The 21,938-nt window shown below is 66.3% G+C and carries 20 protein-coding genes; 7 read left to right on the plus strand and 13 right to left on the minus strand.

The window, feature by feature from the left end:
- Positions 1-37 precede the first annotated feature (37 nt).
- From ACQY4V_RS15020 to ACQY4V_RS15030, 3 genes are all read left to right on the plus strand, one after another.
- Positions 38-1,480: an aldehyde dehydrogenase family protein gene (locus ACQY4V_RS15020; protein WP_428512998.1), complete on the plus strand. Its 1,443-nt coding sequence runs from the start codon at positions 38-40 to the stop codon at positions 1,478-1,480.
- Between the two features lie 23 nt (positions 1,481-1,503).
- Positions 1,504-2,274, plus strand: a complete 771-nt coding sequence (locus ACQY4V_RS15025) for a glycosyltransferase family 25 protein (RefSeq protein ID WP_428513000.1) — start codon at positions 1,504-1,506, stop codon at positions 2,272-2,274.
- Between the two features lie 192 nt (positions 2,275-2,466).
- A complete protein-coding gene (locus ACQY4V_RS15030; protein WP_428513002.1) occupies positions 2,467-3,513 on the plus strand; it encodes a serine/threonine protein kinase in 1,047 nt (348 codons plus the stop codon).
- 377 nt (positions 3,514-3,890) lie between these two features.
- On the opposite strand, the gene ACQY4V_RS15035 is transcribed toward ACQY4V_RS15030, so the two are convergent.
- Together ACQY4V_RS15035 and ACQY4V_RS15040 are read right to left on the minus strand one after the other, a co-directional pair.
- Complete coding sequence (locus ACQY4V_RS15035; RefSeq protein WP_428513004.1) at positions 3,891-4,535, minus strand: pseudouridine synthase; 645 nt, start codon at positions 4,533-4,535, stop codon at positions 3,891-3,893.
- 170 nt (positions 4,536-4,705) lie between these two features.
- Positions 4,706-6,040, minus strand: a complete 1,335-nt coding sequence (locus ACQY4V_RS15040) for a PLP-dependent aminotransferase family protein (RefSeq protein WP_428513006.1) — start codon at positions 6,038-6,040, stop codon at positions 4,706-4,708.
- A 91-nt stretch (positions 6,041-6,131) separates the two neighbouring features.
- On the opposite strand from ACQY4V_RS15040, the gene ACQY4V_RS15045 reads away from it, so the two are divergent.
- Positions 6,132-7,298, plus strand: coding sequence for an MFS transporter (locus tag ACQY4V_RS15045; RefSeq protein ID WP_428513008.1), 1,167 nt, complete (start codon positions 6,132-6,134; stop codon positions 7,296-7,298).
- Between the two features lie 131 nt (positions 7,299-7,429).
- On the opposite strand, the gene ACQY4V_RS15050 is transcribed toward ACQY4V_RS15045, so the two are convergent.
- From ACQY4V_RS15050 to ACQY4V_RS15100, 11 genes are all read right to left on the minus strand, one after another.
- Positions 7,430-8,053: a class I SAM-dependent methyltransferase gene (locus ACQY4V_RS15050; protein ID WP_428513010.1), complete on the minus strand. Its 624-nt coding sequence runs from the start codon at positions 8,051-8,053 to the stop codon at positions 7,430-7,432.
- A 9-nt stretch (positions 8,054-8,062) separates the two neighbouring features.
- Entirely contained in the window at positions 8,063-8,827 is a 765-nt protein-coding gene (gene pssA, locus ACQY4V_RS15055) for a CDP-diacylglycerol--serine O-phosphatidyltransferase (protein ID WP_428513012.1), read from the minus strand.
- Positions 8,814-9,491, minus strand: coding sequence for a phosphatidylserine decarboxylase (locus ACQY4V_RS15060; protein ID WP_428513014.1), 678 nt, complete (start codon positions 9,489-9,491; stop codon positions 8,814-8,816). The genes pssA and ACQY4V_RS15060 overlap by 14 nt, the downstream gene beginning before the upstream one ends.
- 209 nt (positions 9,492-9,700) lie before the next feature.
- A complete protein-coding gene (locus ACQY4V_RS15065; RefSeq protein ID WP_428513016.1) occupies positions 9,701-12,682 on the minus strand; it encodes an error-prone DNA polymerase in 2,982 nt (993 codons plus the stop codon).
- Between the two features lie 296 nt (positions 12,683-12,978).
- A complete protein-coding gene (locus tag ACQY4V_RS15070; protein ID WP_428513018.1) occupies positions 12,979-13,458 on the minus strand; it encodes a hypothetical protein in 480 nt (159 codons plus the stop codon).
- Positions 13,455-13,937 carry an RNA pyrophosphohydrolase gene (locus tag ACQY4V_RS15075; RefSeq protein ID WP_428513020.1) on the minus strand — a complete coding sequence of 161 codons (483 nt, stop codon included), beginning with the start codon at positions 13,935-13,937 and terminating at the stop codon, positions 13,455-13,457. The genes ACQY4V_RS15070 and ACQY4V_RS15075 overlap by 4 nt, the downstream gene beginning before the upstream one ends.
- Positions 13,934-15,946 carry a M3 family metallopeptidase gene (locus ACQY4V_RS15080; RefSeq protein WP_428513022.1) on the minus strand — a complete coding sequence of 671 codons (2,013 nt, stop codon included), beginning with the start codon at positions 15,944-15,946 and terminating at the stop codon, positions 13,934-13,936. Before ACQY4V_RS15080 ends, ACQY4V_RS15075 begins: the two co-directional genes overlap by 4 nt.
- Positions 15,924-16,988 carry a HesA/MoeB/ThiF family protein gene (locus ACQY4V_RS15085; RefSeq protein ID WP_428513024.1) on the minus strand — a complete coding sequence of 355 codons (1,065 nt, stop codon included), beginning with the start codon at positions 16,986-16,988 and terminating at the stop codon, positions 15,924-15,926. Before ACQY4V_RS15085 ends, ACQY4V_RS15080 begins: the two co-directional genes overlap by 23 nt.
- Positions 16,988-17,443, minus strand: coding sequence for a dUTP diphosphatase (dut, locus tag ACQY4V_RS15090; RefSeq protein WP_428513026.1), 456 nt, complete (start codon positions 17,441-17,443; stop codon positions 16,988-16,990). The genes ACQY4V_RS15085 and dut overlap by 1 nt, the downstream gene beginning before the upstream one ends.
- An 80-nt stretch (positions 17,444-17,523) precedes the next feature.
- Positions 17,524-18,717 carry a bifunctional phosphopantothenoylcysteine decarboxylase/phosphopantothenate--cysteine ligase CoaBC gene (gene coaBC, locus ACQY4V_RS15095; protein WP_428513028.1) on the minus strand — a complete coding sequence of 398 codons (1,194 nt, stop codon included), beginning with the start codon at positions 18,715-18,717 and terminating at the stop codon, positions 17,524-17,526.
- Between the two features lie 149 nt (positions 18,718-18,866).
- Positions 18,867-19,745 carry an RNA polymerase factor sigma-32 gene (locus tag ACQY4V_RS15100; RefSeq protein WP_222452231.1) on the minus strand — a complete coding sequence of 293 codons (879 nt, stop codon included), beginning with the start codon at positions 19,743-19,745 and terminating at the stop codon, positions 18,867-18,869.
- 101 nt (positions 19,746-19,846) lie between these two features.
- On the opposite strand from ACQY4V_RS15100, the gene ACQY4V_RS15105 reads away from it, so the two are divergent.
- The 3 genes from ACQY4V_RS15105 to ACQY4V_RS15115 are packed head-to-tail and all read left to right on the plus strand — an operon-like array spanning position 19,847 to position 21,859.
- Positions 19,847-20,350 (plus strand): bifunctional adenosylcobinamide kinase/adenosylcobinamide-phosphate guanylyltransferase, encoded by a 504-nt coding sequence (locus tag ACQY4V_RS15105; protein WP_428513030.1) that lies wholly within the window; start codon positions 19,847-19,849, stop codon positions 20,348-20,350.
- The gene (locus tag ACQY4V_RS15110; protein ID WP_428513032.1) at positions 20,347-20,922 is read left to right on the plus strand and encodes a histidine phosphatase family protein; all 576 of its coding nucleotides are present in this window, start codon (positions 20,347-20,349) and stop codon (positions 20,920-20,922) included. The genes ACQY4V_RS15105 and ACQY4V_RS15110 overlap by 4 nt, the downstream gene beginning before the upstream one ends.
- Before the next feature lie 58 nt (positions 20,923-20,980).
- Positions 20,981-21,859, plus strand: a complete 879-nt coding sequence (locus ACQY4V_RS15115) for a glutathione S-transferase (protein WP_428513034.1) — start codon at positions 20,981-20,983, stop codon at positions 21,857-21,859.
- Positions 21,860-21,938 lie beyond the last annotated feature (79 nt).

Consider the following 21,938-nt stretch of genomic DNA (forward strand, 5'->3'; position numbering starts at 1 on the left):
ATGCCCACATATGCGGCTCAGACGAAAGGACTGCGACATGATCGAGAAGAAACAATTCTACATCGACGGCGCCTGGGTCGACCCGGTCGCGGGCACCGACCACCAGGTCATCGATCCCTCGACCGAAGACCCCTGCGCGGTGATCTCGTTGGCCGGCGAGGCCGATTGCGACGCCGCCGTCGCCGCCGCCAAGGCCGCCTTCCCCGGCTGGATGGCCACCCCCGTGGCCGAGCGCATGGCCCTGGTCGAGAAACTGCGCGAAATCTACAAATCCCGCGCCGAGGACATGGCCAAGGCCATCAGCATGGAAATGGGCGCCCCCATCGACCTTGCCCGCGCCCAACAGGTCGGCGCCGGCTCGTCCCACATGGAGGCCATCCTCAAGGCCGCGTCGGAATTCGACTGGATCGAACCGCTGGGCGATCACGCCCCCAACGACCGCATCATTCACGAGGCCGTTGGCGTCGTCACCATGATCACGCCCTGGAACTGGCCGATGAACCAGATCTCGCTCAAGGTCATCGCGGGTCTTCTGGCCGGCTGCACAATGATCCTCAAACCGTCCGAGGAATCGCCCCTCTCGGCCCTGCTCTTCGCCGAGATGATCGACGAGGCAGGCTTTCCGAAGGGCGTCTTCAACCTCGTCAACGGCGACGGCGCGGGCGCGGGCACCGCGCTCACCGGGCACCCGGACGTCGACATGGTGTCCTTCACCGGCTCCTCGCGCGCCGGCAAGCTCATCTCCAAGAACGCCGCCGACACGCTCAAGCGCGTTTCGCTGGAGCTTGGCGGCAAGGGCGCCAACCTGATCTTCGCCGATGCCGACGACAAGGCCGTCAAGCGCGGCGTCCTGCATTGTATGAACAACACCGGCCAGTCCTGCAACGCGCCGACCCGCATGCTCGTGCAACGCGAGATCTACGACCAGGCCGTCGAGACCGCTGCCGAAACGGCCGGCAAGGTCACCGTCGGCCCCGCGTCCGAGCAAGGCCGCCACATGGGCCCCGTGGTGAACGAGACCCAGTTCAACAAGATCCAGGACCTGATCCAGAAAGGCATCGACGAAGGCGCGCGCCTCGTGGCCGGCGGCACCGGCCGCCCCGACGGGCTCAACCGCGGGTTCTTCGTCAAGCCGACGATTTTCGCCGACGTCAACAACGAGATGACCATCGCACGCGAGGAGATCTTCGGCCCGGTCCTGTCGATCATCCCCTTCGACACCGAAGAGGACGGCATCCGCATCGCCAACGACACGCCCTATGGCCTGACGAATTACGTCCAGACCCAGGATCCGGCCCGTGCCAACCGCTGCGCCCGTGCCCTGCGCTCGGGCATGGTGGAAATGAACGGTCAAAGCCGTGGCCTCGGGTCGCCCTTCGGCGGCATGAAACAGTCCGGCAACGGCCGCGAGGGCGGCAAATGGGGGCTCGAGGACTTCCTCGAGGTCAAGGCGGTCTCGGGCTGGACCGAAGACGCCTGACGCGGATGGAGGTCCACGCCTTCGTGCTGCATCTCGTCCGGGCTTCGGCCCGGCGAGAGAACGCGCAGGCACTGCTCGCCGACGCCCGCGACATCGGCGGCCTCAGGGCCGAGATCTGGCCCGCCGTCGACGGCGGCTCGATGTCCTCCACCGACCTTTCGTCCAGCGTCGGGGCCGCGCTGTTCGAGCCGGGTTACCCGTTTCCCCTCAAGGCGGGCGAGATCGGCTGCACCCTCTCGCACCGCCAAATCTGGGCCGAGCTTCAGAGGCGCGACGCGGGCGCCGCCCTGATCCTCGCGGACGATGCCGAGATCGACCCCGACACGTTTCACGCCGCCTTCACTCTCGCCCGGACCCATATCGAAACGCTGGGCTACATCCAGTTCCAGACCAACGCCCCGAAAGGCCCGTCGCATCTTGTCGACACGTTCCGCGACTGCCGCCTCGTGGTGCCGCAACAGGCCGGGCTGCGCGCCACCGGCCAGATGGTCAGCCGCGCCGCCGCCGCACGGCTGCTGGCGCTGTCCGACCCTTTCGACCGACCCGTCGACGCCTTCGTTCAGTGCCATTGGCACACGCGCCTGCGTCCGGCTATGATCTACCCCTCGGGCCTTGCCGATATCGCGGATGTGCTCGACGGTCCCGCCGCCCGGCCGGGCGATCCCTTCTGGACCGAAAAGCTCGTGCGCAAATTCCACGGCTCCCGCTACCGCGCGGCGGTCTCGCGCCTGTCGCGCCGCAGCGCCGCGCCCGCCAATGGCGGCTTCGCGGCGAACGAGGACCGGCAAGGCTGACCGCATCATCCGCTGCCTCTCGGGTGGCGCCCGCAACCGGATCGTCCGATATACCGCCGCCTCGACGGCTGGATGCGCTGCGGGGTCTGGCAGCCTTCCGCACATCGCACCGCGAAAAAACGTCGGACACTTCCGTAGGGTGGGGTTCCACCCCACCTTCCCCCCTACGCTGAAACACACTAAACACCCCCCATGACCAGCTCCCCCGATATCGCGCAGGCCGTCTTCGTGCCCGAGACCGTGCACAAGCGCGATATCTTTTCCGAAACCATCTCCGGCCACCTCCAAGGCCACCCCGACATCGCCGTCGTCCTGCGCAAGCTCGACACGGTGCCGCTCTACGCCCGTCCGCTCTCGCGCTGGCTAGCTGCGCGCGAAACCCGCGGCCTGCGCGCCGTTCAGGGGATCGAAGGCTGCCCCACCCTCATCCGCGCCGACCACGTGGGCCTCCTGCGCAGCTGGACCCAAGGCACGCCGCTGCAACTGGCCAAGCCCACAGACCCGGAATGGTACCACGATGCCAAGCGCCTCCTGCGCGAAATGCGCCGCGCCGGGGTCACCCATAACGACATCGCCAAGCCGCAGAACTGGCTGATGACCCCCGAGGGCCGCGCCGCCGTCATCGACTTCCAGCTCGCCTCGGTCCATCCCCGCCGGGGCAAGCTCTTCCGCCTCAAGGCCCGCGAGGACCTGCGCCACCTGCTGAAACAGAAACGCGCCTACGCGCCCGATCTGCTCACCCCGTCAGAGCACCGCATGTTGGCGCAAAAGTCCCTGCCCTCCCGCGTCTGGATGGCCACCGGCAAACGGCTCTACAATTTCATCACCCGCCGCCTGATGAACTGGTCCGACGGCGAAGGCACCGAGGACCGGATGGAGCGGGACGGCCCCGCCCTGCGCAAGGCCCTGCTCGAACATCCGCAGATCACCGACGTGGCGCTCTGCACCTTCGCCCTGCCCGCCAAGGGCGTCGGCCTCTATGCTTTTGTCGAAACCCCGCTTTCGGGTGCGGAGGTCAACAAACTGGCCCCCGCGCCAAAACCCGAACACATCCAGACCGTCACCGCACTCCCCCGCCATCCCGACGGCACGCCCCGTCTCGACGCGCTCACCCTCGTCGCCACAAACCGCCTCGACGAACTCGAACAGCTACAGTCCGACGATCCAGATCTCGCCGCCACGCTGAAACCCATCATCGCGCAGCGCCTCAACCTGACCGACCGCGTCCTGCTTGCCTGAGGATGTACCACCCGCCAAACTAAGGTCATACTCGCGCGCTAGGCGGAGCCGATGCTTGGTAATCTCCCGCCCGACGAACCTTTATTCTGGCTGATACGCGTGACCACAGTTGTCTTCGTAATCTGGCTGGCCCGACGTTGACCCCGTCCAGCGCACATGACGATGTGCCGCCCGCCCCACTCAGGTCACAATCGCTCCCTAAACGGTTTTAATGATTGGCCGACTCCCGCCCGATGAGCCGTTATTCTGGCTAACACACCTAGCCACTTTCCTGTTCGTGATGTGGCTGGCCCGACGTTGACCGCGGCCCCCTAGTCTAGTTTCACTGATCCAAAAATTCTCAAGACAAACAGACCGATCCAGGCGCACCGCCCGCTTCAGAACGGCGCCTTCTGCCGAAACACCATTCCCGCCCCGCCATCCGGGTGCCGCAACCGCAACTCCTCGGAATGCAGCATCAGGCGCTCATGCTCCAGCGCCGCACCCTCTGCATAGAACGGGTCCCCCAAAATCGGATGGCCCAACGCCTGCATATGCACGCGCAGCTGGTGGCTCCGCCCGGTCTTCGGCATCAGCCGCATCCGGGTCTCTCCATCGCCATATCTCTGCACGCGCCAGTCCGTCACCGCCGCCTTGCCGGTCTCATGGCACACTTTCTGCCGGGGCCGGTTCGGCCAGTCCACGATCAGCAGCAGGTCCACCGTCCCGGTCCGCTCTTCCACCCGGCCCCAGACCCGCGCCACGTAGATCTTCTTCACCTGCCGCTTCTCGAATTGCAGGCCAAGGTGGCGCTGCGCATGGGGTGACAGCGCAAAGACCATCACGCCGGACGTGTCCCGGTCCAGCCGATGCACCAGCAGCGCCATGGGAAACGCCTCCTGCACACGCGCCAGCAGGCAATCGGCAAGGTGCTCCCCCTTGCCCGGCACGCTCAGCAGGCCGGGCGGCTTGGCCACCACCAGGATCTCGTGATCCTCGTGCAGCACCTCCAGCGGGGTCATCGGCGGGTCGTAATCGGACATGGGCGCCGCATACACCAGCCCTGCCCGCCACGCCAGCCCGGCCCGCCCACGGCACCAGACACTCGCACCGTTCCCTGGAGTGTCCCGCCGAACGGATGCCGAGCGATAACGTCCCAAGGCAGAAAGGTACTCAGGACCTGCCTGTACGCGGGTCAGCGATCAAGGCTCTCCTACGATACCGACGCCGCATCGACCGCGTCCTGAACCGTCCGGAAAATTCCCGTCAACGCGTCCATTGCAATCCCGCCGAAGGCAAGCCGCAAAGCCTGTGGCGCCGCGACGGTGGTTGCAAACGGTTCCGCGCCGGACGCAGAAATTCCGTGCGCCTTCAGCCGTGTGACGATCGGTTCGGCGCGAACGCCCTTTTCAAGCGGCAACCAGGCGAAGCCCGCGTTACGATGCGACAGGACAGAGGAACCGCCAAGAACGGTCCGGCAGAGCCGCTGGCGCTCTGCGCCGTCGCGCCGCCGGGTCTCTTCGGAGTTGGCAAGCGTGCCGTCCTCCACCCAGCCCGTGACCAACCCGGATATCAACGCCGGGGCGTTCCAGGTCGTCGCCCTGATCGCTTCAAGCAATCCGTCCGTGTGGGTCTCGGGTGCGACCAGGTAGCCCAGACGCAATCCTGTCGAAAGGCTCTTGGAAAAGCTTCCGACATAAACCGTTCGTTCCGGTGCAAGCGCGAAGAGGCTTGGCGGAGGGTCCGGTTCCAGGAATGCATAGGCCGCGTCCTCGATGAGCAACAGGTCATGCGCGCGCGCGATCTCGATCAGGCGCAGGCGCGTCGCCTCATCCATGACGGACCCCAATGGGTTGTGAACCGTCGGCATCAGGTAGACCGCCCGCACCTTGCGCGCGCGACACTGTCGTTCCAGATCGTCCGGGTCCATCACGCCATGTCGCCCCTCGACTGGAACGAGATCCAGCCCCTGCAACGCCGCGACGGACTTGAAGCCGGGATAGGTCAGCGTGTCGGTTGCGACCCTGTCGCCGCTCCGAAGAAGACCGAACGCGATCGCCGCCAGCCCGTGCTGCCCGCCCGACGTGACCAGAAGACAGTCGGGGTCGATGGCGCCAAGGGTCGAGGCTAGGCTTTCGGCAATGATCCGACGCTCGTGCGCCCGGCCACCGTGCGGCTGGTATCGCAGCATCGCCTCAAGGTCGCCCGCCGCCGCAAGCCGCCGCAGGCCCGCGCGCAACATATCCGCGTCGGCCGCGTCCCCCGGCATGTTGAAAACAAGATCGACGAGCCCATCGCTGGCCGTCTGCCGGACCCCCAGCGTGGGCGGCAACCCGACATCGCGCACGAACGTGCCCCGACCGGCCTCGCCCACGATCAGGCCCCTCCGTTCAACCTCACTGTAGACACGCGTCGCCGTGGCCAGCGCAACGCTGAACTGTTCGGCAAAGGCGCGATGGGTCGGCAGCTTCGTGCCCGGGGAGAGCTTGCCCTCTTCGATCGCCGTCGAGAGCATGTCGGCAAGGTGGATGTATCGAGCCTTCTTCATGGCCTCACTGTATCTAGTACAATAGAAAAATTGTCCTACGACATTCATCGTGCCATGCCGGTCTGAAGTCAATCTTCGAGGTCCGCGCCCCATGTCCAGACTCATCCCGGTTTCGCTGCTCGCTCTCGGGCTCTTCACGGTGACGTTCGCCGTCAATCTTCAGGCTCCGCTCTACGAGGTCTACGCGGCCCAAAGCGATGTCGGGGCCACGGCGGTGACGGTCGCTTTCGCGTCCTATGTCGGTGGTCTCCTGCCGACGCTGTTGCTGCTCGGCGGGCTGTCGGACCGCATCGGCAGACGGGTCCCGATCGCGCTGGCCTTGATCCTGGGCACCGTGGCGACGGCGCTTCTCGTACAGGTGCCAAGCTGGGCAAGCCTTGTCGTCGCGCGCGTCCTGCTCGGGATCGGGACAGGCCTGGCGACAACCGCCGGGACGGCCTACATGACCGAAATTCTCGGCGCGAGCCGTGCAAGGAACGCCGCCCTTGTCGTGACCTCCGCGACATCGCTCGGCTTCGGCGGCGGCGCTCTGGCAACGGGTATCAGCCTCGGGGTGCAGGGGCCGACGCTCCTGCCCGCCAGTTACATCGTCCTGTTCGTGGCGGCTCCGGTCCTCGCCGTGATCGCCCTCGGACTTCCCCGGGTCGACAAGCCCCGCCCCGTGTCCCTCCTGCGCCTGCCGGTCTTCCCCTCCGGCACATGGGTCTTCGGTGCCGCAATGGCATTGGCCTGGTCCACGACCGGCATGACCATCGCTGTCATTCCGCTGGAGCTTGCCGCGAACGATCTCGGCGGGTGGACGGGCCTCGTCATCTTCCTGGCGATCTTCATGGGGTTCCTGTGCCAACCGATGGCCCGGCGCCTGACCAACGACCGCGCGCTTGCCCTCGGATTCGTCCTGATCCCGCTCGGCTTTCTCGTCCTTCTGGTCGGTGTGTGGCTGAAGGTTCTGACATTCGTTCTCGTCGGCACCTGTATCACCAGCGCCGCAAGCTATGGCTTCACCTACCTTGCTGCACTGGCAGAAGTGTCTTTGCGTGCGCCGGACGACCGGGCGAGGGCAACGGCGGGCCTGTTCGTCTATGCCTATTTCGGCTTTTCGCTTCCGGTGATCGCCAGCGGCGCCCTGGCCGACATGCTGGGCCTTCTGTCCGCACTGGTGGCGTTCGCAGCCGCCCAGATCACGGTCACCGCGATCATCGTGATAACGTGGAAACGACGGGCCGTTCCGCCCGCCGCCGCCTTCGATGCCGGATAGCGCGAGGACCGACGCAGAGAACGGAAAGCGGGCGCGCGCCGGATCAGGAAGCCGTCAAAAGTCGGCTTCGAATACCCATGGCCCGAACCCTAACGCCATCGACTTCGGGTGTGCATCGGTGCTTCCGCACCTTAGTGCTCCGCCGCTTTCTCCAACACCAGGAACGTCATCATGCCAAGGGGCGGTAGTGGCCTTTGTTCGTCCAGCCTGAGACACTCTGACCCAAGCACGGTTTCGATCTCGAAATCGGAATGCCAGCCGATCACGTTGGCCACCGGAGCCAGCACCCGCTCCAGAACGGAAAGCGCGCCTGTCTTGCGCACGAAATGGTTCGTGATCACCACTTTGCCGCCCGGTTTGCAGACCCGGCAGATTTCGCGCATCACGCGCTCGGGCTCGGGGACGACCGACAGGACATGCATCGCTGCGACCGTGTCGAAGTGATTCTCCGGGAAATCGAGGTTACGGGCATCCATTTGCCGCAATTCCCTTACATGACCCAGATTCAAGCGCTCCACCTTGTCGCGGGCCTTGGCAAGCATGTCCTCGCTGAAGTCTATGCCGCTGATCTGCGTCTCCGGGCCGTAATGCTCGAGCGAAAGTCCCGTGCCCACGCCCACTTCGAGAACGCTCCCGGAGCGCGTGTTGATATAATCGACGGCACGCTTCCTGCCGACATTCGTCACCGCTCCGAATGTCCTGTCGTAGATTGGGGCCCACCGCGCGTAGGACGTTTTGACGGCCTCGATATCCATGGGTTCTCCTTACTTTTTGAGGTCTCTCGCCTTGCCGACCGCGGACCATCCCACCGTAAGCAGATAGCACGCGGACAGGACGAACAGCGCAATCCAGGTGAACGTAAAGAAAGCCGCCCCGGCCAGGACAACGCCGACGAGGAAGAACTTCACGTTCGCCCGCGAGATCGTCACGCCCTTGAGCGACATCGTCGGCACGGCGCTGATCATCAACAGGCCCACGAAAACCATGTAGATGCAGATGACAAGGCCCGGCAGCTTGTCGTTCTGGAACGCAAACGACAGGTAAAGCGGCATCATGACCAACACCGCGCCGGCCGGCGACGGAACCCCCGAAAAGTGGGTGGCCGACCCGGGCGCATCCTCCGACTTGTGGTCGACATTGAAACGGGCCAGCCGGATCACGCAGCAGACCGAGAAGAAAAGCACGAAAATCCAAGCCGCGCTTTGGATGTCCTGCAAGCCCCAGAAATACAGGATCAGCGGCGGCGCGATACCGAAGTTCAGGAAATCCGCGAGCGAATCGAGCTCCGCACCGATCTTGCTGTCGCTTCGCAGCAAACGCGCGACCCGGCCGTCGACGCCATCCAGCACACAGGCCAGCAGCACCAGTTGAACCGCGAACATGTATTCCGCCTGAACCGCGAACCGGATCGACGTCATGCCCGCGCAGATCGCGGCAAGCGTGATCAGGTTGGGCAGCAACTGGACAAGCGCAGCTTCGTTTCTGTTCCTGCCGGCGCTGTCCCGCGGGGTCTGGTTATCTCGTGGCATCGGGCAAGGTGAGGTCGGCCAATACTGTTTCTCCGGCAACCATGGTCTGCCCCACATGAACCAGGGGTACAACCCCGTCGGGCAGATAGACATCCAGCCTCGAGCCGAACCGGATCAGCCCGAACCTTTCCGAGGTCGACAGGGAGTCGCCCACCTTTACGAAACACACGATCCGCCGCGCCACCAACCCCGCAATCTGCACGACGGCAATATCCCGCCCGTCCGGCATCGCGATGCGCAGGCTGTTGCGTTCGTTGTCGGCACTGGCCTTGTCCAGCGAGGCATTGAAAAACTTGCCCGGCCGATAGGCGACCGCTTCGATCCGGCCTCCGACGGGCATCCGGTTCACATGGCAGTTGAACACGCTCATGAAGACGCTGATGCGGGTCAACGCCTCCCCGGACATACCAAGCTCTTCGGGGAGAACCGCTTTCTCGATCAACGAGACGATGCCATCCGCCGGGCTGACGATGACACCGCTTCGCGACGGCGGCACACGCTCGGGGTCGCGGAAGAAGTAGTAACACCAGACCGTAAGCCCGACGCCGATCCACCCCAGGATGTCGGACAACAAAAACAGCAGCAGGGTCGCACCGGCAAAGATCGCAACGAACTTTCTGCCTTCCGGATGCATCGGCTTGATGAATGTATCGAGCATTCGCATGGAGATTTTCCGTCGCCGCTGAGTGGTGCTGCGTTATGAAGCCCGGCCGCCACAACTGCAAGTGCAAGAGCGGGTCCCGGCTGGATTTGACCGGCTCACGAAACTCGACTTCGACGCGTCGATGGCCCTTCTACGACCATCGGGATGCAGCACGGCCATGGATAGGAACAGGGACACCCCGAACGCTTTTCACAAACACCTGTAAAAGCTCAATTTTCAGACCTGGCGACACTCCCGCCGAAGGCTCCGGCATCCGCGCCGGGCGATACGGCATCCAATGCGGCGCTCTGCCGCTTCGGCGGATCGCCCCGCTCCACCGGGGCGACAGGCGTCAGCAGATCGCGCAACAGGGCCAGCGGATGCGCCTTCAGCGACAACCGCATCGAGACATAATCCTCCACCACCTCCTCGCCCGTCGTCATGGCGGGCAGGTGAACGGCAGGCTCGAACACCGCCTCGCCCTCCATGTCCCCGGCGAAAAGCGGCAGCGCCTCCTTGCCCACCATCGCGTGGGTTTCCCACAGCGCCCCGCGCCGCGCCACGTCGATGCCGGCAAAGGCATCCGCTTCGGCCAGCCGCGTCATCACCTCGGGCGCCACGCCCGCCCGGCGCCACACGTCGCTCACCTCGCGGTACCCGTTGCCCCGCGCCGCGGTGATCCAGTGGGCGTCCTCCTCCACCATCCCCTTGACCTGCCGGAACCCCAGCCGCAGCGCCAGCCCACCCGCCTCGTCCGGCTCCATCGCGTTGTCCCAATAGCTGGCGTTGATGCAGACCGGCCGCACCTCGACGCCATGTTCGCGCGCGTCCCGCACGATCTGCGCCGGCGCGTAAAACCCCATCGGCTGCGCATTCAACAGCGCACAGGCGAATATCCCCGGATGGTGCCGCTTGACCCAGGCGCTGGCATAGACCAGCAGCGCGAAACTGGCCGCGTGGCTTTCGGGGAAACCATAGCTGCCGAACCCCTCGATCTGGGAAAAGCACCGTTCGGCAAACTCCATGTCATAGCCATTCGCCCGCATGCCGCGCAGAAACCGCGTGCGGAACTCGCTCACGTTGCCGTGTTTCTTGAACGTCGCCAGCGACCGGCGCAGCCGGTCGGCCTCCTCGGGCGTGAATCCCGCCCCGATGATGGCGATCTGCATCGCCTGCTCCTGAAAGAGCGGCACCCCAAGCGTCTTGCCCAGCACCCGGCCCAGCTCGTCGGATGGAAACTCCACCGTCTCCTCGCCGTTTCGTCGCCGGATATAGGGATGCACCATGTCGCCCTGGATCGGCCCGGGCCGAATGATCGCCACCTCGATCACCAGGTCGTAAAAGCATCTCGGCCGCATCCGGGGCAGGAAATTCATCTGCGCGCGCGACTCCACCTGGAACACCCCGATCGTGTCCGCCTCGCACAGCATGTCATAGACCTTCGAGTCCTCCGGCGGCAGCGAGGCCAGCGTATGTTCCTGCCCGTGATGCTGCTCGATCAGGTCGAACGCCTTGCGCAGGCAGCTCAGCATCCCCAGCGCCAGCACATCCACCTTCAGGATGCCCAGCGCGTCGATATCGTCCTTGTCCCAGCAGATCACCGTCCGCCCTTCCATCGTGGCGTTCTCGATGGGCACCAGCTCGTCCAGCCGCCCCTCGGTGATGACGAACCCGCCCACATGCTGGCTCAGGTGCCGCGGAAACCCTTCGATCTCGCGCACCAGCTCCATCGTCTGGCGCAGCCGCCGGTCGTCGGGATCAAGCCCGATCTCGCGCATCCGCTCCCGCTCCACCGCGCCCGATGTGGCAAAGAATCCCCACAGCTGCGAGCTGAGCGCCCCCACCGTGTCCTGGCTCAGCCCCATCGCCGCGCCGACCTCGCGGATGGCCCGCTTGCCGCGATAGTGGATCACCGTCGCGCACAGCCCCGCGCGGTGCCGGCCATAGCGCTCATAGATATGCTGGATCACCTCCTCGCGCCGCTCATGCTCGAAATCCACGTCAATGTCGGGCGGCTCGTTGCGCGCCTCGCTGACGAAGCGCTCGAACACCATCGTGCCGGTCTCGGGGCTGACCGAGGTCACGCCCAGGCAATAGCACACCACCGAATTGGCCGCCGACCCGCGCCCCTGGCACAGGATCCCGCGCGACCGGGCAAAGGCGACCACGTCGCGCACTGTCAGGAAATAAGGCTCGTAGTTCAGCTTGGCGATCAGGCTCAACTCATGCTCGATCATCCCCCGCACCCGCTCCGGCGCGCCGTCGGGATAGCGCCAGCGCAGGCCTTCCATGGCCAGCCGTCGCAGCCTCTCCGCCGCCGTTTCCCCCTGCGACACCTCGCTGGGGTACTCATAGCGCAACTCGTCCAGCGAAAACCGCAGCCGCGCCGCCACCTCCCCCGTGCGCCGCACCGCGTCCTCGCGCCCCGCGAAGAGCCGCAGCATCTCCGCCTCGGACCGCAACCGCTGCTCGCCATTGGCCAACGCATCCCGGCCCAACTGGTCCACCCGCCGTCCCTGCCTTATCGCGGTCAGCACATCCGCCAGCCGCCGCCGCCGCGCATGATGCATCGCAGGCAACGCCGAGGCGACGGTCTCCAGCCCCACCTCCCCCGCCAGCTTTGCCAGCCGGTCGAACCGCGCCGCATCCTGCCCGTCATAGCGCGGCGCCATCAGCAGGTAGCATTGCGCGCCCAGCCGCTTCACCAGCCGCCCCGCGTGATGCTTCCAGTCCCGCAACGCCCCCTCCGGCGGGTGCAAAAGCAGAACGATATCCGCCATCCCCTCCAGCAGTTCGTCCAGCCGCAGGTCGCATTCCCCCTTCTCGACCCGCAAACGCCCGGCACTGATCAGCCGGCTCAGCCGCCCCCATCCCTGCCGCGTCTCGGGCAGGGCGGTCAGCACCAACCCCTCGCGCAGCACCAGCCGCGCGGCGGGGTAGAAACGCGGCACATGGGCCCACTCCGGCGCGGCAGGCGCTGGCGCGGGCGGGCCGATGGCACCGTCCCGCGCCTCGATCCGCTGCCGCTCGGCCACCACGCGGGCGATCTCGCGCACCGCCGCATGGGCGCGCACCACCCCCGCGACCGAGTTCTCGTCAGCAATGGCCAGCCCCGCCAGACCCAGCTCCGCCGCCCGCGCCACGTATTCCTCGGCGTGCGACGCCCCGGTCAGGAAGGTGAAATTGGAGGTGATCGACAATTCGGTGAACATGGCAGGTCGCCACTATATTCACCTTTTGTTCTCATTTCGAGTCCAAATCCTAGGGTGGGTGAAAGCCGCGCGATCGCCAGACCGCGGGCTGGCGAACAACCTTCCTTCAACGCACTTTATGCCGACAACTTCCGCAAAACCCTCAATCGAAGCGCTTACGTCACCCAATCGCCAGCCCGTCCGGGCGGTCTGGCGATCGCGCGGCGGCCTTCGGCCTTGATTCCGCGCGGGCCCTACTCAACCCGTCCCGGACCCGATCCGTGACCTCGTAGGGTGGGTAAAAACCCACGCTCGCCTCACTTCAACGGCGCACACTCCAACCCGCCGATACAGGCCTCCACCTGTTCCACCTGCTCCGCCGACGGCTCCGGGAACGCCCAGCTTCCGCAGGGGTCCGCGACCATCACCAGGTTCCGCCCGTGCTTTTCAAGGAAAACCAGGTACTCCACCCCCGACTGCGCCCCGCCGCACCACGGCCCGAAACAGCTGACTTCCAACGTAATGTCCCGCGCAAAAGGTGTCGTGAACCCCGCCCGCGACAGCGATGTCCCCTCCAGCCGCGCCGGAATCGTCACCACCCGCCGATCCTGGCTGGTGCCGTCATTCTCCGGCAACCGCGCCGCGTCGAACCGCAACGCTCCGGTCACCACCACATAGGCCTGCTCCGCCTCCGACGCCTGGTTGTAGGTCCGCGCCACGTCCGGTCGCAGGCAGGACAGCGCCAGCGCCGGTCCGGCCGCCAGCACCAAAGCCATACTCGCCAAAAACATCTTCATAGCCTGTCTCCGAACACGTTCATCACCTTGGCATAAACCCCGCGCTTGAACGGCACGATGGCGTCCACCACGTCCTCGGGCGCAATCCATTTCCACTCGGAAAACTCCGCAGGCGGCAGGGTGATGTCCACATCCGCATCGCTCCCGTGAAACCGCAGCAGGAACCATTTCTGCATCTGCCCCCGGTACCGCGCCTTCCACAGCTTCGGCACCAGCTCATGCGGCAGATCATAGGGAATCCACTCCGGCGTCTCCGCCTCCACCGTCACCAGGCCGGCGGTCACCCCGGTTTCTTCCCACAACTCCCGCAGCGCCGCATCGCGCGGGTCCTCGCCCTCGTCGATTCCGCCCTGCGGCATCTGCCAGGCGTCATACTCGCTGTCTATCCGCTGGCCAACGAAAACCTTGCCGTCCCCGTTCACCAGCATCACACCCGCGCAGGGCCGATAAGGCAGCTTCTCGATCTCTTCCGGTGTCATGCCGCCAGCCCCCGCCCTTTCAGCAATGCCTCGACCCCGGGCATCCGCCCCCGGAAGGCCAGGTACAATTCCTCTGCCTCGCGCGACCCGCCCATGGACAGGATATTCTCCTCCAGCGCCTGTGCCTTCCCGGCATCGAAAGCCCCGCCAGCCTCCTCGAAGGCAGCGAAAGCATCGGCATCCATCACTTCCGACCACATGTAGCTGTAGTACCCGCTCGAATACCCGTCACCACTGAACACATGGGCAAAATGCGGCGTCGCGTGCCGCATCCGGATCGCGTGCGGCATCCCCATCTCCGCCAGCACCTCGGCCTGTTTCGCCATCGGATCGTCGGGCGCTGCGCCCTCGTGAAACGCCAGATCGACCATCGCCGACGCCACGTATTCCACCGTCTGGAACCCCATGTCATATGTCGCGGCGCCCAGCACCTTCTCCAGCATCTCCTGCGGCATCGGCTCGCCCGTGTCCGCATGGGTCGCGAATTCCGACAGAACCTCCGGCACCTCCAGCCAATGCTCATAGAGCTGGCTCGGCAACTCCACGAAATCCCGCGCCACGCTTGTTCCCGAAATGCTCTCATAGGTCACGTCCGACAGCATCTGGTGCAGCGCGTGCCCGAACTCGTGAAACAGCGTCCGCGCGTCGTCATAGCTCAAAAGCGCCGGATCGCCCTTGGCGAAGTTGCACACGTTGATCACCACCGGCCCCTTCACATCCGGGAACTTCCGCTGGCCCCGCATCGCCGAGCACCACGCCCCCGACCGCTTCGACCCGCGCGCAAAGTAATCCCCGATGAACACAGCCACATGACGCCCCTCCCGCGTCACCTCCCACGCCCGGCAATCGGGGTGGTACAGCGGCACGTCCAGCCGCTTGAACTCCAGCCCGAACAGCCGATGCGCACAGGCAAAGGCCGCCTCGATCATCCGGTCCAGCTGCAGATACGGCTTCAGCGCCGTCTCATCCAGGTCATGCTCGATCTTGCGCCGCTTCTCGGAATAATACCGCCAGTCCCACGGCTCCAAAGGCCCGTTCACGCCATCCTCGCGCATCATCTCGGTCAGCACGGCGGCATCCGCCTCCGCCTGTGCGCGGGCCGGCCCCCAGACATCCATCAGAAGGCCGCGCACCGCCTCGGGCGTCTTGGCCATCTCGGTCTCCAGCTTGAAGGCCGCGAAACTCTCGTATCCCAACAGCTTCGCCCGCTCCTCGCGCAGCTTCAGCACTTCGGCGGCAATCCCCCGATTGTCCGTCTCGCCGCCATTTGCCCCGCGCGACGTCCATGCGGCATAGGCCTTCTCGCGCAAATCCCTCCGCGGCGAGAACTGCAAAAACGGCACGATCAACGACCGCGACAGCGTGATCACCGGCCCCTTCGCGCCCTTCTCCTCGCCCGCCGCGCGGGCCGAGCGCACGACGAATTCCGGCAGCCCTTCCAGGTCCGCCTCGTTCAACTCCATGTACCACCCCGCCTCGTCTTTCAGCAGGTTCTGCGTGAACGCCGTGCCCAGCTCCGCCAGCCGCGAGCGGATCTCGCGCATCCGCGCGTCCGCGTCCCCTTCCAGCCCGGCCCCGGCCCGCCGGAACCCGCGATGGGTCAGCATCAGCAACCGCTCCTGCTCCTCGGTCAGCCCAAGGCTCTCGCGATCTTCCCAAAGCGTCGCGATCCGCTGAAACAGCGCCTTATTCCCGTAAATCTCCGATGAATACGCGGCCAGCTTCGGGCTGAACTCCCGCTGCAACTCCTGCCGCCTGTCGTTGCTGTCCGCCCCGGCCACGGTGAAGAACACCGACAGCACCTTGTCCAGCGTCTCCCCGGCCACTTCCAGCGCCTCTACCGTGTTGGCGAAAGTCGGCGGCTCGGGATTGTCCGCAATCGCCGCGATCTCGCCCCGCGCCTCTTCCAACCCGGCCTCGAACGCCGGCGCGAAATCCTCGTCCCTAACCCGGTCGAACGGCGCCATCTCGAACGGCGTCTCCCACTCACTCAAAAGCGGATTGGTCATCTTGCTCTCCTCGTTGGCCGCACACGGGGCACTCCGCCCGGCGGCTCAGTGAAATCTTTCGGCTCTCTCCATATAGAGCGTCATAGATCATCATTTCACCCCTGAGCGGCGCACCCGCCTGGGCGATCACCTTTACGGCTTCCACCGCCATCATCGACCCCACCACGCCCGGCAACGGCCCCAGCACGCCGGCTTCCGCGCAGCTCGGCGCCAGCCCTGGCGCCGGGGCCTCGGGGAAGATGCACTGGTAACACGGCGCGCCATTCGCCGGGTCGAAGACGCTCACCTGCCCCTCCCACTGCGACAAAGCGCCTGAAATCAACGGCTTGCCCTGCGCCACCGCCACCCGGTTCGCCAGGTAGCGCGTGTCGAAATTGTCCGTGCCGTCGAGGACCAGATCATACTCGGCAAACAGATCCGCTGCGATCTCCTCGCTCAACCGCCGCTCATAAGGTCGCATCTCCACATATGGGTTCACGTCCCGCGCCGCCTGCGCCGCCGAATGCACCTTGGGCATGTCGATCCGCGCATCGGTGTGGATCACCTGCCGCTGCAGATTCGTCGCATCCACCACGTCATCGTCGATCACCCCGATCCGGCCCACGCCCGCCGCCGCCAGGTACAGGATCGCGGGCGAGCCCAGTCCCCCGGCCCCGATCACCAGAACCTTTGCCTGCTTCAGCGCCTTCTGCCCCGGCCCGCCGATCTCGCGCAAAACGATATGCCGCGCGTAGCGTTCCAGCTCGGTCGGCGCGAACAGGCCCTTGGGCTTTTCCGGCTCTGGCTCGGCCACCCGGCGCCGCAACCGCCTCAACACCTGCCGGTACGCCAGCACCAGCGCCACGCCGCCCCCCAGCAAAAGCCACGGCGCCACCTCGCCTCCCGTCGCCGCGCGCAAGCCATTGCCATCCGGCAGCACCAACTGCGTCAGCACGACGAAGGCCCACAGCACCCCGATCATGCCCCAGCGCTGCCGCCGCGGCGCGCCCATCCACGCGCCCAGGCCCCAGATCGCCCCGGCCAGCACAAGCACCAACAGCATCAGCCTGCCCCCGTGGACCCGAAACCGCCCGCCCCGCGCGCGGTCTCCTCAAGGGTTTCCACCACCTCGAACCCCGCCTGCACCACCGGCGCCACCACCATCTGCGCAATCCGCATCCCGTGCTCCACAGTGAACGGCGCATCCCCGGCATTCATCACGATCACCCCCAACGGCCCACGGTAATCACTGTCGATCGTCCCGGGGCTGTTGGGCAGCGTGATCCCATGCTTCAACGCCAGCCCCGACCGGGGCCGCACCTGCACCTCATACCCCTCCGGTATCGCCAGCCGCAGCCCCGTCGGCACCAGCGCCCGCGCCCCCGGCGCGATCACCACCGCACCCCGGTCGGGCAGGTTGGCGCGCAGATCCGCCCCCGCCGCCCCCGCGGTCTCATAGCCTGGCAGGCCCAACTCGCGATCCGCGCCCTCGTCCCACATCACCGAAATGCTCACCATGCGCCGGTTCTTCCCGCTTTTCCTCTGGCCATAAATATCCTCGCCGAAGGCATTAAACTCTTCCGGCGCACCATCCGGCCTCAGCCCAGCGCCGCCGCGATGCGCTCCGCCAGCCGCCGCGCCACGTCCGCCTTCGACATGCGCGGCCATGTCTCGGCCCCGTCCGCCGTGATCAGCGTCACCGCGTTCTCGGTGCCGCCCATGATCCCCGTCGCCGGGCTCACGTCATTGGCCACGATCCAGTCGCACCCCTTGCGCGCCCGCTTGGCCGTGGCGTGCGCCACCACATCATCGGTCTCGGCGGCAAAGCCCACCACCAATCCGGGCCGCCCCGCCTCCAACCGACTGACCGTGGCCAGGATGTCGGGGTTCTCAGCGAACTCGAGCACCGGCAACTTGCCGCCCTCTTTTTTGATCTTGCTCGCCCCCGCGCTGGCAACACGCCAATCCGCCACGGCGGCGGCAAAAACCCCCGCGTCAGCCGGCAGCGCGGCCTCGACCGCTTCCAGCATCTCCTGCGCGGTCTCGACCCTCACCACCTCGACCCCCTCGGGCGGGGCCACATCCGCCGGCCCGGTGACGAACACCACCTCCGCCCCCGCGCCCGCCAGCGCCCTGGCAATCGCCGTGCCCTGCGCACCGGAAGAGCGGTTGGCGATATACCGCACCGGGTCGATCGGCTCATGCGTCGGCCCCGAGGTCACCACGATTCGCCTGCCCGCCAGCGGCCCCTGCGCCAGCCGCGCCTCCACCGCCGCCACGATCTCCAGCGGCTCCGACATCCGCCCGGGCCCATGCTCGCCACAGACCATGTCGCCCGCATTAGGCCCGACAAACCCGATCCCGTCGCCTTTGAGGGTCGCGATATTCCTCTGCGTCGCCGCATGCTCCCACATCCGCACGTTCATCGCCGGCGCCAGCAGCACCTCCGTATCCGTCGCCAGCAGCAGCGTCGAGGCCAGGTCATCCGCCTGCCCCCCGGCCATCTTCGCCATCAGGTCCGCCGTCGCCGGGGCCACAACGATCAGGTCCGCACTGCGGCTCAGCTCGATATGGCCCATCTCGGCCTCGTCGGTCAGGTCGAAAAGATCCCGGAACACCTTCGTCCCCGCCAGCGCCGACACCGACAGCGGCGTCACGAACTCCGCCCCGGCCTTCGTCAGAACCGGCGTCACCGCCGCACCGCGCTCGCGCAGCCGCCGGATCAGGTCCAGCGCCTTATAGGCCGCGATCCCGCCCCCGATGATCAGCAAAATTCGTTTTCCGGCCAGCATCCGACGGCTCCCTGCGACTTCGGCCAAACACTATGCCCGGACCCGACACGGTACAAGGCCCGGACCCCGCCCGCATGACAAGACAAGAAAAAACGCCGCCGCTAGCCGCGACAGCGTCATTCCCTTTGTATCATCTGGTGCAAACTGGCTCAGGCCAGCAGGCTCTGCACCTCGCCGCCCTGCTTTTCCAGGTACCGGCGCATCTTCTGGAACGCCGCCGCCTCGATCTGGCGCACACGCTCCTTCGACAGGCTCAGCTCTTCGCCCAGGCTCTCCAGCGTCCGCGCCTCGTCCTTCAGCTTGCGCTGCACGACGATGAACCGTTCACGCTCGTTCAGCTTGGACATCGCACCACCCAGCCAGTTGCGCAGCGCGCCACGGTCATGGTCTTCCTCGACCAGTTCGTCGCCACGCTTGCCCTCGTCCTCGATCGTGTCGATCCACTCGCGGCCCTCGTCTTCGGTCGATTGCGTCGCGTTCAGCGAAAAATCCGTGCCCGACAACCGGCCTTCCATCATTTCCACGTCACGCAGCGGCACACCCACCTCGATGGCGATCATCTCGCGCATCTGGTGCCGGTCCAGCGTCTCGCCCTTGGCCATGGACTCGCGTTCCAGCCGTGCCTGCACCCGCCGCATGTTGAAAAACAGCGACTTCTGGCTGCTGGTCGACCCGGTGCGCACCATCGACCAGTTGCGCATCACGTAATCCTGGATGCTCGCCTTGATCCACCACACCGCGTAGGTCGAGAACCGCACGCCGCGGTCGGGGTCGAACTTGTCCGCGGCCTTCATAAGCCCCAGGCCCGCTTCCTGGATCAGGTCGTTCATCGGCGCGCCGTAGCGCCGGTACTTCGAGGCCATCGAAATCGCCAGCCGCATGTAGGCGGTGATCAGACGGTGCAGCGCTGCCTCGTCCCGCTGGTCGCGCCAGGCATAGGCCAATGTCAGTTCGGTCTCGGCGTCAAGCAGTTCGGCCTTCATTGCCGCGCGTGACATGTTTGTGCTGAAATTGCCATCCAAGGCCATGGTGAAATACTCCCGGTCGCGGTTTAAAGCAGCTTTTTCGCAGTCTTTGGTGGTGGTACGCACGATCCCAACGCGCGGATCACGAAAAGGATGCAAAAAAAATGTTGCCTGGAGTCACTATCGTCTTAGGGAGCATCGGATCGGGCAAGACGATCCTTGCCGAAGAGCTGGTCCTCGGAACCGGTCGCACACCCGTCGCGCTGGTGACCACACCTCCCGACGATACCCGGATTCAGGACACGCTCGCCCGGCGTCAGGCGTCGCCGCACACCGCCTGGCAAACCCGTCACGAACCGCTCGATATCGGCCGCGCCCTCGCCGGGATCAGCGGCGACAGCGCCGTTCTCGTCGACGCGCTGCCGCTTTGGCTGGCCAACAGGGCCGAGGCCGGCCACGACCTGGCCGAGGCCGAAGCAGAACTCATGGCCGGCCTTGCCCTCTGCGCCGCGCCCGTGGTGATGATCACCCGCGCCCCCGAAATCTGCGAAGACGCCACGCTGCGCGCCGCCCGGGGACGGCTGAACATGAAACTCGCCGCCACGGCGGGGCTCGTGGTCAATGTCACCGCCGGCCTGCCGCACGTGCTCAAGGGCAGCCTGCCGTGAAGACCCGGCTGTTCTGGGTCCGCCACGGCCCAACCCATGCCAGGGGCCTCGTCGGCTGGGCCGACCTGCCCGCCGATCTCTCCGACACCGCCCGCGTCGCCCGCCTCGACGCGCACCTGCCGCGCCAGGCCATGCTCGTCTCCTCCGACCTCTCCCGCGCCGCCGCCACGGCCGACGCGCTGGCCAAGGGCCGCACGCGCCTGCCGAACGATCCCGCCCTGCGAGAGCTTCACTTCGGCGACTGGGATCTCAAGGCCCCCGAGGACATCGACGACCAGGCCCGCTACCAGGCGTTCTGGGACCACCCGGGCGAGGTGCGCCCGCCCTCGGGCGAAACCTGGGCCGAACTCGGCGCCCGCGTCGACGCTGCCACCGACGCGCTCATCGCCGCCCACCCCGGCGCCAATCTGGTGATCGTCGCCCATCTCGGCGTCATCCTGACCCAGGTGCAGCGCGCGCTCGCCCTCACCGCGACCGAGGCGTTCGACCACAGTATCGCCGCGCTCTCGGTGACCGAGCTGCACCACACATCCTCCGGCTGGCACGTGGCGGGCATCGATCACGCCCCGTGATGCACCGCCGCACAAATGATCGCTTTGCGGCGCCCCGCGCCCGGCCTAACGTCGCGGCATGACATATGATCTCTTCATCGGCGACCGCACATTCTCAAGCTGGTCCCTGCGCGGCTGGCTCATGCTGGAAAAGTTCGGCCTGCCATACCGCACCCACATGGTCGGGCTCTATGACGGCACCATGGCCGACGACCTTTCCGACCTCGCCCCCGCCCGCCTCGTGCCGGTGATGCGGGACGCGGACGGCATCGTCATCTTCGACAGCCTCGCCATGGCCGAAACCCTGGCCGAACGCCACCCCGAGGCCGGCCTCTGGCCCGAGGATCCCGCCGCCCGCGCCCTGGCCCGCTCGATCACCGCCGAAATGCATTCAGGCTTCTCCGCCCTGCGCGGCGACTGCCCGATGCAGCTTCGCCACCAGTGGCAGGGTTTTACGCCCTCCGACGCCGTCAATGCCGATCTCTCCCGCATCGGCACGCTCTGGGCCATCGCCCGCACCCGCCACGGCGCGGACGGCCCCTGGCTTTTCGGGCGCTACAGCCTCGCCGATACGTTCTACGCCCCGGTCGCCGCCCGCATCGCCGGCTACGCCCTTCCCGTTGGCAAGACGGCGCAAGCATACGTCGATACCACGCTCGCCGACCCGGCCTTCCGCCAGTGGCGCGCGCTCGGCCTCACCAAATCCTACGAAACTGTCCCCTATGACCAGCCGTTCGACCACAGCGCGTGGCCCGGCCCCCGCCCCGTCCCGGCCCGCGCCGTCACCGATGGCACCCCCGAAAACACAGCCTGCCCCTATTCGGGCGACGCCCCGTCGCACCTGATGGAAACCGGCGGGCGCATTTTCGGCTTCTGCAACGCCACCTGCCGCGACAAGACCGTGTCCGACCCCGACGCCTGGCCCGCCTTCACCGCGATACGCGACGCCGCGACCTGACCCGCCTCTTCCTCTGGCCGAAAATATCCCCGCCGGAGGCTCCGACGTCCGCCACCGGCGCGACCCCGAAGACGGTTAA

Source organism: Roseovarius sp. (genome assembly GCF_965277045.1).
Classification (GTDB): domain Bacteria; phylum Pseudomonadota; class Alphaproteobacteria; order Rhodobacterales; family Rhodobacteraceae; genus Roseovarius.